General features: G+C 73.9%; 13 protein-coding genes. 7 read left to right on the top strand and 6 right to left on the bottom strand.

Features of this window, described 5'->3' with window-relative positions:
- The first annotated feature begins 127 nt into the window (after positions 1-127).
- Positions 128-2,272 (top strand): alpha-galactosidase, encoded by a 2,145-nt coding sequence (locus IH61_RS0102765; RefSeq protein ID WP_051836148.1) that lies wholly within the window; start codon positions 128-130, stop codon positions 2,270-2,272.
- A 151-nt stretch (positions 2,273-2,423) separates the two neighbouring features.
- Here the strand turns inward: IH61_RS0102765 and IH61_RS0102760 are convergent, their stop codons facing one another.
- A complete protein-coding gene (locus IH61_RS0102760) occupies positions 2,424-2,954 on the bottom strand; it encodes a hypothetical protein (protein ID WP_031064303.1) in 531 nt (176 codons plus the stop codon).
- Between the two features lie 230 nt (positions 2,955-3,184).
- On the opposite strand from IH61_RS0102760, the gene IH61_RS0102755 reads away from it, so the two are divergent.
- Positions 3,185-4,444 carry an MFS transporter gene (locus IH61_RS0102755; RefSeq protein ID WP_420713820.1) on the top strand — a complete coding sequence of 420 codons (1,260 nt, stop codon included), beginning with the start codon at positions 3,185-3,187 and terminating at the stop codon, positions 4,442-4,444.
- Between the two features lie 184 nt (positions 4,445-4,628).
- Complete coding sequence (locus IH61_RS0102750; protein WP_031064298.1) at positions 4,629-5,804, top strand: serine hydrolase domain-containing protein; 1,176 nt, start codon at positions 4,629-4,631, stop codon at positions 5,802-5,804.
- Between the two features lie 18 nt (positions 5,805-5,822).
- Here IH61_RS0102750 and IH61_RS0102745 read toward each other — a convergent pair whose 3' ends face one another.
- The 4 genes from IH61_RS0102745 to xylB form a co-directional block, all read right to left on the bottom strand.
- Positions 5,823-6,611, bottom strand: a complete 789-nt coding sequence (locus IH61_RS0102745; protein ID WP_031064295.1) for an SDR family oxidoreductase — start codon at positions 6,609-6,611, stop codon at positions 5,823-5,825.
- Between the two features lie 105 nt (positions 6,612-6,716).
- Complete coding sequence (locus IH61_RS0102740) at positions 6,717-7,661, bottom strand: alpha/beta hydrolase fold domain-containing protein (protein ID WP_031064293.1); 945 nt, start codon at positions 7,659-7,661, stop codon at positions 6,717-6,719.
- A gap of 41 nt (positions 7,662-7,702) precedes the next feature.
- Complete coding sequence (locus IH61_RS0102735) at positions 7,703-8,932, bottom strand: ROK family protein (RefSeq protein WP_031064290.1); 1,230 nt, start codon at positions 8,930-8,932, stop codon at positions 7,703-7,705.
- A gap of 12 nt (positions 8,933-8,944) precedes the next feature.
- Complete coding sequence (xylB, locus tag IH61_RS0102730) at positions 8,945-10,375, bottom strand: xylulokinase (protein WP_031064287.1); 1,431 nt, start codon at positions 10,373-10,375, stop codon at positions 8,945-8,947.
- Positions 10,376-10,474: 99 nt separating this feature from the next.
- Between xylB and xylA the strand changes: the two genes are divergently transcribed.
- Both xylA and IH61_RS0102720 read left to right on the top strand, forming a co-directional pair.
- Positions 10,475-11,647 (top strand): xylose isomerase, encoded by a 1,173-nt coding sequence (gene xylA / locus IH61_RS0102725; RefSeq protein WP_031064283.1) that lies wholly within the window; start codon positions 10,475-10,477, stop codon positions 11,645-11,647.
- A 157-nt stretch (positions 11,648-11,804) separates the two neighbouring features.
- Entirely contained in the window at positions 11,805-12,458 is a 654-nt protein-coding gene (locus IH61_RS0102720) for a GOLPH3/VPS74 family protein (RefSeq protein ID WP_031064282.1), read from the top strand.
- Positions 12,459-12,546: 88 nt separating this feature from the next.
- On the opposite strand, the gene IH61_RS0102715 is transcribed toward IH61_RS0102720, so the two are convergent.
- Positions 12,547-14,532: a TIM-barrel domain-containing protein gene (locus IH61_RS0102715; protein WP_078910775.1), complete on the bottom strand. Its 1,986-nt coding sequence runs from the start codon at positions 14,530-14,532 to the stop codon at positions 12,547-12,549.
- Between the two features lie 181 nt (positions 14,533-14,713).
- On the opposite strand from IH61_RS0102715, the gene IH61_RS0102710 reads away from it, so the two are divergent.
- A complete protein-coding gene (locus tag IH61_RS0102710) occupies positions 14,714-15,475 on the top strand; it encodes a helix-turn-helix domain-containing protein (RefSeq protein ID WP_051836147.1) in 762 nt (253 codons plus the stop codon).
- Positions 15,476-15,666: 191 nt separating this feature from the next.
- The gene (locus tag IH61_RS0102705; protein WP_031064274.1) at positions 15,667-17,076 is read left to right on the top strand and encodes a non-reducing end alpha-L-arabinofuranosidase family hydrolase; all 1,410 of its coding nucleotides are present in this window, start codon (positions 15,667-15,669) and stop codon (positions 17,074-17,076) included.
- Positions 17,077-17,131 lie beyond the last annotated feature (55 nt).

Raw genomic sequence — 17,131 nt, 5'->3', positions numbered from 1 at the left:
GGGCCCAGGATCGGCCCGCCGATCGCGGGGTCCGTACCGGGCGAACGCGTCGGCCTGAAGTGCTTGTTAACGCTCACACAGCTCCCACAACCAGCGGTCCAGGACCACCCCCTGAACTGAGGACGAAATGACTGAGGCGAACCTCGTCGTGCTGTCGGCCGGTGATGCGGCCCTCGCGCTCGACGTCACCGGACCCGAGTTGCCCCGGGTCCTGCACTGGGGCGTCGACCCCGGCTTCCGCTCCGGTGACGCCGAGCAGGTGCTCGACGCCATGGGCCGGACCTCGCGCCACCAGGCCGGGAGCCTGATGCCCTCCCAGGGGCGGGGCTGGGGTTGGTTCGGCCGCCCGGCCCTGGCCGGGCACCGCGACGGCCGGGTCCGCCCCCCGCGCTTCGGACTCGCCGAACCGGTCGCCGTACGCGCCCAGGACGGCCGGGGCGGCACCGTCCAGGTGCGGGCGCTGGACCCCGGCGCGGGGCTCGCCCTGGACACCGAACTCCAGATGACGGAACAGGGCGTGGTGCGGCTGCGCCACACCCTGACCAACACGGCGCCGGACCCCTACACCCTGGAGGTGCTGGCGTGCGTGCTGCCGGTACCCGCCCACGCCGCGGAACTGCTGGACTTCACCGGCCGCTGGGCCCGTGAGCGCTCCCCGCAGCGCGCCCCGCTGCGGCACGGCGTCTGGTCGAGGGAGAACCGCCGCGGCCGCACCGGCTTCGACGCCGGGCTCCTGCTCACCGGCACCGAGGGCTTCGGCTTCCGGCACGGCGAGGTCTGGGGCGTGCACCCCGCCTGGAGCGGCAACCACGTCCAGTACGCGGAGCGGCTGGCCGACGGGACGACGGTCCTCGGCGGCGGCGAACTGCTGGACGCCGGTGAGGTCCGGCTGGTGGAGGGCGAGTCCTACCGGACCCCGTGGGTGTACTTCGCCGCCTCCGGCACGGGCCTGGACGGGATCAGCCGAGGATTCCACGACATGCTCCGGGCCCGGCCGCAGCACCCGGCCACCGCCCGGCCCGTCACCCTGAACATCTGGGAGGCCGTCTACTTCGACCACGACCCCGAACGGCTGCACGCCCTCGCGCGGACCGCGGCGGAGGTCGGCGTGGAACGGTTCGTCGTGGACGACGGCTGGTTCCTGCACCGCCGCCACGACCGGGCCGGCCTCGGCGACTGGTACGTCGACGAGAAGGTGTGGCCCGACGGCCTGCGCCCGCTCGCCGACCACGTCCACGGCCTCGGCATGCAGTTCGGCCTCTGGTTCGAACCCGAGATGGTCAACCCCGACTCCGACCTGGCGCGCGCCCACCCCGACTGGTTCCTCGCCGACCCCGAACGCCTCCCGTACGAGCAGCGCAACCAGCACGTCCTGGACGTCGCGAACCCCGACGCCTACGCCTACCTGCTGGAGCGGATCAGCACCCTCGTCGGGGAGGTGGGCATCGACTACGTCAAGTGGGACCACAACCGCGACCTCGCCGACGCCGTCCACGACGGCCGCCCCGGCGTGCACGCCCAGACGACGGCGGTCTACCGGCTCCTGGACGAACTGCGCGGCCGCCACCCCGGGCTGGAGATCGAGTCCTGCTCCTCCGGCGGGGCCCGCGCCGACCTCGGCATCCTCGAACGTACGGACCGGATCTGGGGATCGGACAACATCGACCCGATCGAGCGCCAGGCCATCCAGCGCTGGACCGGCCTGCTCCTGCCCTACGAGCTGATCGGCTCCCACGTCGGCTCCTCCCCCGCCCACATCACCCGCCGCGACACCGCACTCGCCTTCCGCTGCGCCACCGCCCTGTTCGGTCACGCCGGCATCGAGTCCGACATCTCCGGCTGGCCGCAGGAGGACCTGGCCGCGCTCGCCGCGTGGATCGACGCCTACAAGCAGTTGCGGCCGCTGCTCCACGGCGGCGACGTCGTGCGCACCGACCACCCCGACCCGGCCGCCTGGGTCCACGGCGTCGTCTCGCGGGACCGGGCCCACGCCCTCTTCGCGTACGTCCAGCTGGAGACCTCCGTCCCAGAGAACGGCGCGCCCGTGCGCCTCCCGGGGCTGGAGCCCGGAACCCGCTACACCCTGCGGGTGCGCCCCGAGCTCTCGTCCCCCGAGCCCACCTGGCCCGCCTGGGCCCGGCGGACGACCCCGCTCACCCTGACCGGCCGGTACCTCGCCCAGGTCGGCCTGGCGGCCCCGGGCCTGGCCCACCTCCCCGGCCACGCCCTGGTGGTCGAGGCGCAGGCGCAGGTGCCCGCCCCGCAGGAGTGACCCCGCCCCGTTCCTCGGCGGAGATCACGTGAACCACACGTGATCTCCGCAGAAGCCTCGCCCCGGACCGGTGTCGCGAGCGGGGTGGATCTGCGTACGCTCCGCAGATGACCCGGTGCGACACACGGGCGCCTACGGAAGATCGAATGAGTTACTGCACGCTCTGCCAACGCCACCTCAACGGCGCGCTTTCCTGCCCGGGCTGCGGGCGGCCGCAGGAGGAACTCCCGCGACAGGAGCCGGAACGCCCGGTCGCGGACCGGCCCGCCATGGCTTCCGCGCCCCGGAGGGCCAGGCGGCGAACGACCCGGCGGCGCGGCGCCCGGCTCGCCCTGGCCGCACTCGGTGTGGTGGCAGGCGGACTGGCCACCGCCGTGGTGGCCCTCGCCCAGGACGACGGCGCGGCGGTCCCTCCCCCGGCGGACACGACGGCGTCCTCCTCGGCGGCCACGCCGTCCGCCCAGGCGAATGTGCGCGCTCCCATCACGGCGAGTGCCGCACCGCGCAGCGCAAGCACCACGCCGCAGCCGTCGGCCACCACCGCCCGGCCCAGCGAGTCGCGGACGACCGCCGCTCCGTCGCGCGCCGCCTCGACCGAGCCGGCCGCTCCGCAGCCCACCACGGCGCCGCCCACCGGGCACTCGCCCAGCCCGACCGCGCCCACGGCAACGGCGACGCCCACCTGCAAGCCGTTCCTGTTCTGGTGCACCTGACCGAACCGGACGCACGGCTCACCTCTGGCGTAACCGCCTTACTCCGCCGGTCAGTTCGCACACCCTTGACTCGCGCCGAGCAAGAGTGGGAGCGTTCACATCCCCAGGCATGCGGCACCCCCGCCGGTACGCGGCGCGGGCCGCGCGGCAGGGAATGATCACGCCCCCACGAGACCGTGGCCCATCCTCCGGAGATCACGTGACCGACCACTCCACCGCCCCACCCCTCGCGACCGCCCCGACCATCCCGACCGCCCCCGACGTACGGACGTTCAGTCCGGCGGCGGTGGTGGCCTCCTGCGCCGGATTCGTGCTCATCGGAGCGCTCCAGGCGCTGTACGGGCCGGCCGTCCCCGCGTTCCGGGACACCTTCCACCTCTCCCCCGCGGCCGCGGGCCTCGGCCTGAGTGCCCACTTCGTCGGCGGTGTCGCCGGCGTACTCCTCTTCGACCGGCTCCTGGGGCGCATCGGCAACCGCGTGATCCTCGGCGCGTCCTACCTGCTGATGGCGGTGGGCGCGGCGGGCTTCGCCCTGGCACCGAACTGGCCGCTCGCCCTGGCCACGGCGCTGCTCGCGGGCCTCGGCTTCGGCGGCATCGACTACGGCCTCAACCAGCTCTTCGCCACCGGCTTCGGCCATCGCTCGGCGGCGATGCTGAACGTCCTCAACGCCCACTTCGGCATCGGCGCGATCCTCGGGCCCGCCGTCGTGGGCGCGGTCGGCGCCGACCGCTATCCCGCGGTCTTCCTCGCCTTCGCCGCGGCCAACCTGCCGCTGCTGCTGTGCCTGCGCGGCGTGCGCGACGTGCGCGACGTGCGCGACCGGGGCGACGTGCGCGACCGGGGCGAGCGCCCGACCGGTCACAGCGGTACGGGCGGGGCCGCCGGGAGCGCGCTGCGCCGCAGCCTGGGCTCGGTGCTGGCCGTGTTCGTCACCCTGTACGTCCTGCACGTCGGCGTCGAGGCGGGGGTCGGCGGCTGGGAGCCCACCCATCTGGAGACGGTCGGCTACGGCGCCGGGATCGCCGCCACCGCGACCTCCGGGTACTGGCTGATGATGACCGTCGGCCGCTTCCTGGTGGTCCCGATCGCGCTGCGCCACTCCGCGGAGTCGATCATCGCGGTGTCCTGCGCGGGGATGACGGCCTGTCTCGCGCTGGCGGCCGTCCCGGGCATCGCCCCGTACGCCTACGCGGGGGTCGGGCTGTTCATCGCGCCGATCTTCCCCACCGGGCTGCCCTGGCTGCACCGGGCCGCGCCGCGGGCCCGCCGGGCCGGCGCGCTGGTGATCGCCGCCTCCATGGTGGGCGGTGTCGTCGCGGGGCCGGCCCTCGGCGCGGGCATCGACTCGCTGGGCGTGCGCTCCGTCCCGCTGGTGCTCGGCGCCGTCTCCGCCCTGTGCCTGGCCGCGACGCTCTGGCTCGTGCGCGCCACCCGTCCGGGCCGGGACCTGCGGTGACGGCGCATCGCACCCGGCCCCGGCCCGCCGACGCCACGGACCCAGCCCCAGCCCCAGCCACCTGACGGGTCCGGAGCGCCCTCGGGCCCCCTCCCCCGGTGGTCGATCGTCCACCGAAAGATGCAGAAGCGAGGACACCGGCAGGACGATGCCAACCGACCTCCCTCGCTGCGAGTCTGACGATATGACAGTCGATCGTTCCCGCCGTCCCGGTGTACGGCTCGCCTCGGCCGCCGTCGCCGCCGTCGCCGTCACCGCGCTCGCCCCCGCCGCCGTGGCCGCTCCGCCCGCCCCACCCGGGCGCACCTTCGGCCCACCGCCCGAGCTGAAGGCCCTGGTCGAACAGGGCGGCGGCACGGCCGCGCTCGCGGAGGTGCGCGACCACGGGCAGGTCCGCTGGCGGGCAGCGGCCGGTGTCCAGGACCTGGTCACGCGGCGCCCTGCGCGCGCCGACGGGAGGTTCAGGGCCGGCAGCGTCACCAAGATCCTCGTCTCGACCGCCACCCTCCAGCTGGTCGCCGAGGGGCGGATCGCGCTCGACGACCGGATCGAGCACTACCTGCCGGGCGTCGTACCCGGAGGCGACGGCATCACCGTGCGCCAACTCCTCAACCACACCAGCGGGCTGCACGACTACTCCGACGATCCCCGGATCCGCCCCCGGGACGACGCGGGCGAGCGGGCGTACCTCGCCGCCGGCCGGTGGGTCCGCTACAGCCCGCGAAAGCTGGTGGACATGGGCACCGCCATGCCGCCGTACTTCGCCCCCGGCCAGGGCTTCCACTACTCCAACACCAACTACGTCCTCGTCGGCATGCTCATCGAGCAGGTCACCGGCCGCAGTTGGCGGGAGGAGGTGCGCGAGCGGATCCTGCAGCCGCTCGGGCTGCGCCACACCACCCTGCCCGCCACCTCCACCGGAATCCCCGGCCCGCACGCGCACGCCTACGTCCAGCTCCCCGAGGGCCCGGCCGACATCACCCGGATCTCCCCGACGGTCGCGGACGCGGCCGGCGCCGCCGTCTCCACCACCGCCGACCTCAACCGCTTCCACGCGGCCCTGTTCGGCGGCCGACTGCTCGCCCCGGCCCAGCTCGCCGAGATGACCACCACCGCCGACGTCCCCGGAAGCAAGGACGAGTACGGCCTCGGAGTGACCCGCTACCAGCTCTCCTGCGGCGTCGCCTGGGGGCACATCGGCGACATGCCCGGCTACTCGACCGCCCTGCTGGGCACGGCCGACGGCAGCCGCCAACTCGCCCTGTCCGTCACCGAGTACGACCGCAGCGACCCCGAGCGGACCGACCGGCTCTACCAGGCCCTCGTCGACAACGCCCTGTGCAAGGACGCCCCCAACTGACGCCCCACGGGCAGCCGGTCAGGAGGCGAAGCCGCCGTTGCTCTTCAGCAGTTGCCCGTTGATCCACTCGCCCTGCGGCGAGCAGAGGAACTCCACGAGGTGAGCGGTGTCCTGCGGCCTGCCCAGTCGCCCGCCCGGGGTTCCGCTCAGGACCTGGCCGCGGATCTCCTCGGACATCCAGCCGGTGTCCACCGGTCCCGGGTTGATCACGTTGGCGGTGATGCCGAGGTGGGCGAGTTCGTGGGCGGCCGCCAGGGTGATGCGGTCGAGCGCGCCCTTGCTCGCCCCGTAGGGCAGGTTGAAGACGGTGTGGTCACTGGTGAGAGCGATGACGCGGCCGGTTCCCGGCGTCCCGCGGAAGCGACGGCCGAACTCCCTGACCAGCAGCCAGGTCGCGCGCGCGTTGACCGCGAAGTGGCGGTCGAAGCTCTCGATCGTGGTGTCGAGCAGGCCGGAGTCGACGGACTCGCAGTGGCACATCACCAGGGCGCTGACGGTGCCGAGGCGGCGCTCGGCCTCCTCGAAGACCCGCTCCGGGGCTGCGGGGTCGGCGAGATCGGCCTCCACCCCCACCGTGGCGGCGCCCCGTTCGGCGAGGGCTGCGGCGATGGCGTCCGCGGCCCCGGCCTCAGCGCCCCAGGCCATTCGGGCGTCGTACGGCGTCCAGTACGTGAAGGCGAGGTCCCAGCCCGCCTCGGCCAGTCGGTGCGCGATACCCGCGCCGATCCCGGCGGAGCGGCCGACACCGGTCACCAACGCGACCGGCCTGGCGGCATCCGACGGCGGTTTGTTCTCTACGGTCGTCACAGGGCGCAATCCTTCGGCCCACCGCCCGGGCACCGCAACCCGTTTCTCCGCACCTCCACGACATGGCGCAGTCCCACGCGCCCCGTGCCTCCTGCTGCCGTTCCGTCAGGCGGTGAGTACGGCGGCGAGGAAGTCGAGGGAGCGGTCGACCTCCTTGAGGGACGGGCTGCGGTTGAGGTGGCCGTGCGTCATGCCTGCGGCCAGGTAGGAGCGTACGCCGACTCCGACCTCGTTCAGCTGCCGTTGGAGCAGTTCGCCCGAGGGCCTCAGGTCGTCGTACTGGGCGAGGACGATTCCGGTCGTGGGAAGGCCGCGGAGGTTGGCCGCTCCGGGCATCGCCGACGGGGGTAGGTCGCTCAGGCGCCCCACGTAGTTCCTCACCATGGACTCGATCCCCTCGGGAGTGAACCGCAGGAGCGGCGGAAGCGGCTCCATCTCGGCCCGGGTGTCCGGGTCCAGCGCCGGGTTCGGGAAGTGTGCGAAGGGATAGGCGAGCAGCAGGGCGTCCGGGCACCACTGCCCCAGGTCGCGGAGCCGGATCGCCGTGGACAGGGCGATGGCGGCGCCCGCGCTCGCGCCGCCGAGAGCGACCGGGCCGAACGAGCCGGACGGGCCGGAGCGCAGCCGCAGGGTTTCGTTGAGCCAGAGCCAGGCGGCGTGGGCGTCGTCGACGGGAACCGGATAGTGCGTGCCGTCCACGGCCAGGCGGTAGTCGACCGATACCACCAGCGCTCCGGCCCGGGCGGAGAGTTCGGCGGACACCTGGTGCGCTTCGGGCATGTCGAGGTCGCCGCCCGTGAAACCGCCTCCGTGCAGCCACAGCAGCGCCCGGCCGGGCTCGGTGGCGGGGGTGTAGATCCGGACCGGGATCCGCCCGTGGGGGCCCGGCACCGTGCGGTCCTCCACGGAGACGTCCGGGGCGGTCCACTCGCCGGGATCGCGGAGGTACTCCCTCAGCCGCGCTGCGGACTGCGGGTCGCTGTGGGCGTCCGGCCTGTCGAGGCCGTCGAGGAGGTGCATCTTGTCGGCGAGGAAGGGATCGAGAGGCATGGGGGTGCTCCGGACATGTGGTCGGCGACACGGGCTCCTGGTCAGCCGGCGGGCAGCAGCGTCGGATCGGCCATGATGCGACGGACCGTCGTCAGCGCCGCGCCGAGCAGGGGCCCGCGCCGCCCCAGGGCGGCCGGGCGCAGCGCCTCCTCGGCCCAGGGCCGCACAGTGACGCGCTCGGCCAGCTCGGCGCGGACGGACGGCAGCAGCCATCCGGCGAGTTCGGCGTAGGCGCCGCCGAGGACGAGCCGGTCCGGGTCGATGAGGTCGACGGCGGAGGTGAGGGCAAGGCCGAGGGCGCGGCCCGCGCGGTCCAGCGCCGCCAGGGTCGGCGGGTGGCCGGCCGCCGCCCGTTCGGCGAGCAGCGCGACCGGGTCGCCGGTGGCAGCGGCGCCGTGCTGCGTGAGGCCGGCCTCGCGCAGCACGGCCGCCTCGCCCGCGTACTGCTCCAGGCAGCCACGGGCGCCGCAGGCACAGCGGGGGCCGTCCGGGTGGACGGGGATGTGGCCGAGTTCGCCGGCGAAGCCGCGGGCGCCCCGGAACAGCCGCCCGTCGATGACCAGGGCGGCGCCGATCCCGGCCCCGGCGGAGACGTGCACGAAGGTCTCCTCCGGGTTCCCGGCGTTCCAGTACTCGGCCAGCGCCCCGAGGTTGGCCTCGTTCTCGGGGTCGGGCACGGTGTCCGGGTCCGGCCAGTGGTCGGCGAGCCGGACACCGTGCCAGCCGAGGTTGGGCGCGCGCTCCAGCAGTCCGTGCGGCGTGTTGGGCACCACCCCGGGCACGGCCAGGACGCGGCCCGCGACGCGCAGCCCGAGGGCGGCGGCCTCGGCCTGCGCCTCGTCGGCCAGCGCGGCGAGTTCCGCCAGGACGGTTTCGGCCGGCCTGCCCGCGTTGGCCCGTTCCACCCGGCGCCACAGCCGCGGTTCGCCGCGCAGGTCCGCCACGCAGGCGCCGAGGTGGGTGACGCCGATCTCCAGGCCGAGGCCCGCCGGGCCTTCGCCGGCCACGGTCAGGGCGCGGCCGGGCCGGCCGACCCGTCCGCTGGCGGTGGCCGCGGCCTCGGTCACCGCTCCGCGGCCGATCAGCTCGTCGACGAGTGAGGAGACGGCCGCCCTGGTCAGTCCGACGCGCCCGGAGACGTCCGCCCGGGAGAGCGGGCTGTGCGCGGCGACGGCGGAGAGGACGACCGCCAGGTTCTGCCGCCGCATGTCCTGCAGCGAGGCGGGCCCGTGCTCCGCTCCCCTGCTCGCCGCCCTGCCGACCGCTGTCACGCGCCGTCCCTCCTACCGGTCCCCGGCCGGGGCGCCCTGCAAGGCCCCGGCCCGACGCAGGGTATCGCCGATCCGCGCCAGCGCGTCCTCGTCCCGCTTCACCGGCTCCAGCACCGGGCCCCGGGCCGTCCGCCAGCGGCGTGCCACCTCGTCGGCCCGCTCGCCGGTGATCAGTGCGGCGGCCTGGGCGGCCGCGCCGAGCGCAACCAGTTCCTGCGCCTCGGGCACCTGGACGGCCCGGCCGGAGAGCCGCAGCACCGTCCGCTGCCAGGCGCGGCCGCGGGCGCCGCCGCCGATCAGCAGCAGCGGCTCCTCGCCCGCCGGGTCGGCGCCGCCCTCGCTCAGCACCCCGTCCAGGGCGGCGAGCAGGGCGTGGGCGGCGCCGTCGTAGGCGGCCTGGAGCAGCTGGCCCGGGGTGGTGTCGTGGCGCAGCCCGTGGACGAGGCCGGAGGCGCCCGGGAGGTCCGGGGTGCGTTCGCCGTCCAGGTAGGGCAGGACGACGGCGGTGCCGCCCTCCTCGACCTCCTCGCGGTCCCGTCCGAGGAGGGCGGCGAAGCGGTCGACGGCGAGGGTGCAGTTGAGCGTGCAGGCGAGCGGCAGCCAGTCGCCGAGGGCGTCGGCGAAGCCCGCGACGGTGCCGGTCGGGTCGGCGGGCCTGGCCCGGCCCACGGCGTAGACGGTGCCGGAGGTGCCGAGGCTGAGCACCGGCTGGCCGGGGAGCAGGCCGAGGCCGAGGGCGGCGGCCATGTTGTCGCCGGTGCCGGTGGCCACCGGTGTGCCCTCGCGCAGCGGCGTTCCGGGGCGCACGGTGCCGGCCCGGGCGCCCGGGGCCAGGACCTCCGGCAGTAGGCCCGGGTCGAGGCCGATCCGGTCGAGGATGTCCCGGTCGTAGCCGTCCGGCCCCCACCAGCCCGTTCCCGAGGCGTCGCCCCGGTCGGTGACGGCCGTCCCGGTGAGGCGCTCGGTGAGGAAGTCGTGGGGCAGCCGTACGGCGGCCGCCCGCTCGGCGGCTGCGGGCTCGTGGGCGCGCAGCCAGGCCCACTTGGGGGCGGTGAAGGCGGCGGTGGGCACGCTGCCGGTGCGGCGGGCGAGTTCCGCCGCGCCGATCGCGGCCGACAGTGCGGCGGCCTGGGGCGCGGAGCGGACGTCGTTCCAGAGCAGCGCCGGGCGTACCGGCGCACCGGTCGCGTCGAGGGTGACCAGGCCGTGCTGCTGGCCGGCGACCGAGACGGCGGCCGCGCGGTCCGCCCAGCCCGTCGCCGCCGCGGCCTCGCCGAGTGCCCGCCACCACTGCTCGGGGTCGCTCTCGCGGCCGGCGCCCGTGCTGACGGTGTGCGGGGCGCGCCCCTGGCCCAGGACGGTGCCGGTGTCGATGTCGACGGCGAGGGCCTTGGTGGACTGCGTCGAGCTGTCGAAGCCGATCACGACGCGTTGCTCTGCCATGCGTTCCTCCGGTGCGGGGGGTTTCCTTCCGACGTCCCGGCATACTAATTTGTTGAGAGTCCTGACAAACACCCCCTGGCACTGATCGGGAGCCGCTCCATGTCCAGTGACCCGCTCGTCCCCACCCCCGCGCACAAGTTCACCTTCGGCCTGTGGACCGTCGGTTGGCAGGGCCGCGACCCCTTCGGCGACGCGACCCGCCCCGCCCTCGACCCGGTCGAGACCGTGCAGCGCCTGGCCGGACTCGGCGCCCACGGCGTGACGTTCCACGACGACGACCTGATCCCCTTCGGCGCGGACGACGCCACCCGCGAGGCGACCGTCAAGCGCTTCCGCGCCGCGCTGGACGCCGCCGGGCTGAAGGTCCCGATGGCGACCACCAACCTCTTCACCCACCCGGTCTTCAAGGACGGCGCCTTCACCGCCAACGACCGCGACGTACGGCGCTACGCGCTGCGCAAGACCATCCGCAACATCGACCTGGCCGCCGAACTCGGCGCCTCGGTCTACGTCGCCTGGGGCGGGCGCGAGGGCGCCGAGTCCGGCGCGGCCAAGGACGTGCGCACCGCGCTGGACCGGCTGAAGGAAGCCTTCGACCTGCTCGGCGAGTACGTCGAGCAGCAGGGCTACGACCTGCGGTTCGCGATCGAGCCCAAGCCCAACGAGCCGCGCGGGGACATCCTGCTGCCCACGGTCGGCCACGCCCTGGCGTTCATCAACGAGTTGGAGCGCCCCGACCGCGTCGGCCTCAACCCCGAGGTCGGCCACGAGCAGATGGCCGGGCTCAACTTCCCGCACGGCATCGCCCAGGCCCTGTGGCACGGCAAGCTGTTCCACATCGACCTCAACGGCCAGTCCGGCATCAAGTACGACCAGGACTTCCGCTTCGGCGCCGGCGACCTGCGCCAGGCGTTCTGGCTGGTCGACCTGCTGGAGTCGGCCGGCTACGACGGCCCGAAGCACTTCGACTTCAAGCCGCCGCGCACCGAGGACTTCGACGGCGTCTGGGCCTCGGCGGCGGCCTGCATGCGCAACTACCTCCTGCTGGCGGAGCGTTCCCGCGCCTTCCGGGCCGACCCCGAGGTGCAGGCCGCGCTCGCCGCCTCCCGGCTGCCCGAACTCGCCGTTCCCACGGCCCAGGACGGCCTGGCCGGGCTGCTGGCCGACCGCTCCGCCTTCGAGGAGTTCGAGGTCGACACGGCCGCCGCGCGCGGCATGGCCTTCGAGCAGCTGGACCAGCTCGCCCTGGAGCACCTCCTCGGCGCCCGCTGACCGGAACCGGCGCCCCGGCCGGGTCGTGCGGACGGCACGACCCGGCTCGCCGGCTCCACGCACAGGGGCGCCGTCCTTCTCCGTGCTCCCGCAGGTGGAGGGCGGGTCGTCCCGCAGGTCGACGGCGGTCGGCCCGGCGCGCCGTATCGTCGGGGTCATGAGCCGAGGACTCCATCTGGACGCCTACCTGCTGGCCTTCGACACCCGGGCGCAGTCGCTCCAGGACCGTGCCCGGGCCGGCTTCCTGGTGCGCGCCGCCGCCCTGGCCGAGCTCGCCCACCGGGGTGCCGTCGACGAGGACGGGGCCGGCCGGGTGCGGATCGTCTCCGCCGCCGCCACCGGCGACCCGGTCCTGGACGCACTGCTCGCGGAGGTGGCCGAGCGGCCCCGCTCCTGGAAGGCGTGGATCAGGCGCGGCCGCGAGGACACCTTGGAGGCCGTCGAGGAGCGGCTCGCGGTGCTCGGCGTGGTGACCATGGCCGACCGCGACCCGTACGGCCCGGTCGCGCCGCACCGGACGGTGGCGGTGGACGATCCGCGCGAGGCGCTGGACCTCCAGGCGCGGGTGGCCGAGGCCGTCCGCGGCGGCGCACCGGTCGCCCAGGTGCCGTACGCCGACGCGGTCCTCGCGGCACTGGCCGCCCACGGACACCTGCGGCTGGTGCTCCCGGGGCACGAGCGCCATGCCCACGGCGAGCGGATCGCCGCGCTCACCGCCCGGCTCGCCGACGGGACCCCGGGCCTGGCCCGGGCGGTGAACGGGCTGAACCTGACCATGGTCGCCGCCCAGGGCGGCATGGGCGGGAGCTAGGCGTTCTGACCCGTGCCTTTCGGCCCACGCCGGGCGGTCGCCGCCGGGCGTGGGCCGAAGGACACGGCCTGACCGGCCCCGGCCCGGGTCAGCGGAGCAGGCCCGCGACCTCCGCCCCTTCCCGGGCGAGGACCGGGAGGCGTTCCAGCGGGGCGTCCGCGTCGAGCGTCGTCCCACCGTCCAGGACGATCCCGGTGACCGGGTCGACCCAGCGGGCGCCGGCGGGCAGGTACACCCGGCGGGAGCGGGCGCCGGCCTCGTACACGGGTGCCACCAGCACGTCGGGGCCGAGGAGGAACTGGTCGTCCACGTCCCAGGCGCGCTCGTCCTCGGGGAAGTCGAAGAACAGCGGGCGCATCGGCGGGGCTCCGGTGCGGTGGGCGTCCTCGGAGAGCATCCTCAGGTAGGGGCGCAGGCGTTCACGCAGGGCCAGGTGGGTGCGCAGGATGCCGTACGCCTGATCCCCGTACGACCAGACCTCGTTGGGGCCGCCGGTCATGTCAGCCGAGAAGGCGGGGAAGTTGGGCGCGCGGTCCCCGTGCAGCCGCATGACGGGGCTGAAGGTGCCGTACTGGAACCACCGGATCAGCAGCTCGCGGTAGGCCGGGTCGTCGGGGTCGCCGCCGAAGAAGCCGCCGATGTCGGTGTTCCACCAGGGGATGCCGCTCATCGCGACGTTCAGCCCGGCCCTGATCTGGCGTCCGAGGGAGTCGAAGGTGGTGGGGATGTCCCCGGACCAGAGCAGGGCCCCGTGGGCCTGGCTGCCCGCCCAGGCGGAGCGGATCAGCGACAGCGGCCGGTCCTCGCCGTCGGCTCGCAGGCCGTCGGCCACGGCGCGGGCGTGCTCCAGCGGGTAGAGGTTCGCGGCCTCGGCGGCCGGCCCGGCAGCGTAGACGGCTCGCCCGGCGGTCTCCCGGGACAGCAGGTCGGGTTCGCAGGCGTCCAGCCAGAAGCAGGTCACGCCCAGCGAACGGTAGTTGTCGTTCAGCCGCTGCCAGAGCGCGGCGCGGGCGCCGGGGTGGGTGGCGTCGTAGTACGCCATCGGGCGGAGCAACGCCTCCCCGGCGTACCGGGACGGCCACGGGAAGGTCAGCAGACCGCCGTGCGCGTCCCGGAGGAGGTGTCCATTCGCACGCAGTTCGTCGTAGGTGTCGCTACCGGGCTCGACGGTCGGCCACACCGAGACGGCGAGCTTGACCCCGAGATCGTCCAGCTCCTTGACCATGGCGGCGGGGTCGGGCCACTCGCTCTCCTCGAAGCGCCAGTCGCCCATCCTCGGCCAGTGGAAGAAGTCGCAGACGATGACGGACAGCGGCAGTCCGCGTTGCTTGTACTGCCGCGCCACCGCCAGGAGTTCGTCCTGGGTGCGGTAGCGCAGCTTCGACTGCCAGAAGCCGGAGGCCCACTCGGGCAGGAGGGGCGGGCGGCCGGTCGCCCTGGTGTAGGCGTCGAGGATCCGGGCCGGGGTGTCGCCGGCGGTGATCCAGTAGTCGATGCGCCCGCCGGCGTCGGCGGTCCACCGGGTGGTGTCGGCGCCCAGTTCGGCGCGGCCGGTGGCGGGGTTGTTCCACAGCAGTCCGTACCCGCGCGAGGAGTGCAGGAAGGGGACGGCGGCGACGGTGTTGCTCTGGACGAGGTCGATCACGCAGCCCTTCTGGTCCAGGCGGCCGTGCGGATGCTGCCCCAGGCCGTGCAGCCGTTCGCCGTCGTACGCCTCGAAGTGCTGCTCCGTCCGGCCGCCCGCCGCGTGGACGCGGGGGCCGGCGGGATGCAGGCGCGGGTTCTTCTCGGCGAGGAGTTCGCGGCCCGACGCGGCGTGGCGGAACGTCAGCCGGCCGTCCGCCGACGCCTCCACGGCGATGCGGCCGTTGACCAGGCCGGCGCGCCCGTCGTCCGACACGGACACCTTGGCGTCCAGGCAGGGCGCGGGGCTCTCCAACGCACCGGGGGCAGTAGGGTCGATGGTCCCGGACGACGCCCGTACCCGGACGGAGTCCGGTCCCCAGGGCTCGATGCGGAGGATCTCCGCGGCCGTGTGCCGTTCCAGGCCGCCCGCGCGCATGGTGTAGGACAAGGGTCGGCTCCTCTGGTCGTCCCGACCGCCCGGACGCGGCGGCGGTCCACTGCTCCATGACGATAGGACCCGGTTTCCCGCGATGTCTGCACCGTTTCGAACTGAGAAACTCCTGGATCCTCAGGGCACCCTGGTCGACGAGCCGTCGTCCCTCCGAGGCTGGTCCGGGCGCCCGACGCCGATGCCGACGGCACACCGGCACGACGACCTGGAAATCAACTTCGTGGCCGACGGCGGGTCGATGATCTACCTCTACGGCGGCGAACTCCTCGAAGTCGCGGAAGGCGGCCTCGTCATGTTCTGGGCCGCCATCCCGCACCAGTTGGTGGCGAGCCGGGCGACGCGCGTCCACTGGCTGCACGTACCCCTCGACCGGTTCCTGGCCTGGGGGCTGCCGCAGTCGCTCCTCGCCCGGGTGCTCTCGGGCGTGCCGGTGATCGCCCCCACCGCCCGTGCCGACGCGAGTGACCCGGCGAAGTTCACCCAGTGGGCCGCGGATCTGGCCGCCGGCGACGACGAGCTGCACCACATCGCGATGCTGGAGATACAGGCACGCGTCCGACGACTGGCGCGCGCCACGGTCGGCGATCCGGTACACGGTTACGCCGGTGACGATCCGGCCCTGCGTCAGGCTGTGGCCATGGCGCGCCACATCGCGCACCACTTCCGCGAGCCCATCACCGTCGCCGAGGTCGCAGCGGCGGCGAACGTCCACCCGACCTACGCCATGGCCCAGTTCCGCAAGGTCGTACGCACCACGATCGGCGACTACGTGAAGCTGTACCGGCTCGCCGAAGCACGCCGATTGCTGGTGACCACCGACCTTCCCGCGAGCCAGGTCGCCACGGCCGCCGGCTTCGGCTCGGTCAGCCGTTTCTACCGCGCCTTCACGGACGCGTGCGGAACCACCCCGGCGGCATTCCGGCACGGCCGCGGGCGCTGACCGGCGTCCGGACCCGACGGCGAGTGCCCACCGCGCTCGCACATCCCTGGACACGGTCGAGGATCCAGGTCTATAAACGGGGGATCAGCGCTCACTCCCGCCGGTTCCCTCCGGCAGCAATTTGTTAGCGCTAACAATCGCCCGTCCTCCCCCACCACCCGAGCCGCTTGCTCAAGGATGACGAGACCCCCATGGACAGATCAACTCCCCACCGCACACATCCGTTCGCGGTGCTCACCTCCGCCGTCGCCGTCCTGGCCGCACTGGCAGCGATGCTCACCATCGGCCCGGCTCAGGCCGCCGCCACCGGCGCCGTGCGCGGCACGGGTTCCGGCCGGTGTCTCGACGTACCGGGCGCCGCCCGGACCGACGGCACGAACCTCCAGATCTACGACTGCTGGGGCGGGGCCAACCAGCAGTGGACGTCGACGGACAACAATCAGCTGACCGTGTACGGCGACAAGTGCCTGGACGTCCCGGGCCACGCCACCTCGGCCGGGACCCGGGTGGCGATCTGGGCCTGCACCGGCGGCGCGAACCAGCAGTGGCGGGTGAACGCCGACGGCACGATCGTCGGCGTGGAGTCCGGACTGTGCCTGGACGTCTCGGGCGGCGGGACCGCCAACGGCACGGCCGTGCAGCTCTGGAACTGCACCGGCGCCGCCAACCAGAAGTGGACCGGCCTCTCCACGACCTCGTGCGCTCTTCCGTCGACGTACCACTGGACGTCGACGGGTCCGCTGGCGCAGCCCGCGAACGGGTGGGTCGCGCTGAAGGACTTCACCACCACGACGTACAACGGCAAGCACCTCGTCTACGCCACCACCTCTGACGGCTCGTCATGGAAGACGATGGCGTTCGCTCCCTTCACGAACTGGTCGGACATGGCCTCGACCGCCCAGGCCGGCCTGCCCCAGTCCGCGGTGGCACCCCAGCTGTTCTACTTCGCGCCCAGGAACATCTGGGTGCTGGCGTCCCTGGGATGGGGTACCTCCTGGTCCTTCACCTACCGCACGTCCAGCGACCCCACCAACCCCAACGGCTGGTCCGCGCCACAGAACCTGTTCACCGGCAGCCTCCCGACCGGCGGCCCGATCGACCCGACCCTGATCGCCGACGACCAGAACATGTACCTGTTCTTCGCCGGCGACAACGGCAGCATCTACCGGGCGAGCATGCCGATCGGGAACTTCCCGGGCACCTTCGGCTCCTTCACCACGGTCATGAGCGACACGGAGGCCAACCTGTTCGAGGCGCCGCAGGTCTACAAGGTCCAGGGCCAGAACCAGTACCTCATGTTCGTGGAGGCGAGGGGGACGAACGGGCGCTACTTCCGTTCGTTCACGGCCTCCGGCCTCGACGGTCCGTGGACTCCGCAGGCCGCCACCGAGAGCAACCCCTTCGCCGGCAAGGCCAACAGCGGCGCCACCTGGACCAACGACATCAGCCACGGCGACCTCGTCCGCGACAACCCCGACCAGACCATGACCGTCGACGCCTGCCACCTGCAGTTCCTCTACCAGGGCAGGGACCCCAGGAGCGACGGCAGCCCGTACCTGCAACTGCCGTACCGGCCGGGCCTCCTCACCCTGCAACGCTGACCCGCCCGACCCGCGGTGATCGCGACGTGGCGCGGTCCTGAGTAACGGGCACGGG

The sequence above is a fragment of the Streptomyces sp. NRRL WC-3742 genome (assembly GCF_000720635.1).
Classification (GTDB): Bacteria; Actinomycetota; Actinomycetes; order Streptomycetales; family Streptomycetaceae; genus Kitasatospora.
The sequence above is the reverse complement of the archived record's forward strand: the minus strand, read 5'-3'. Positions and strand labels throughout refer to the sequence as shown.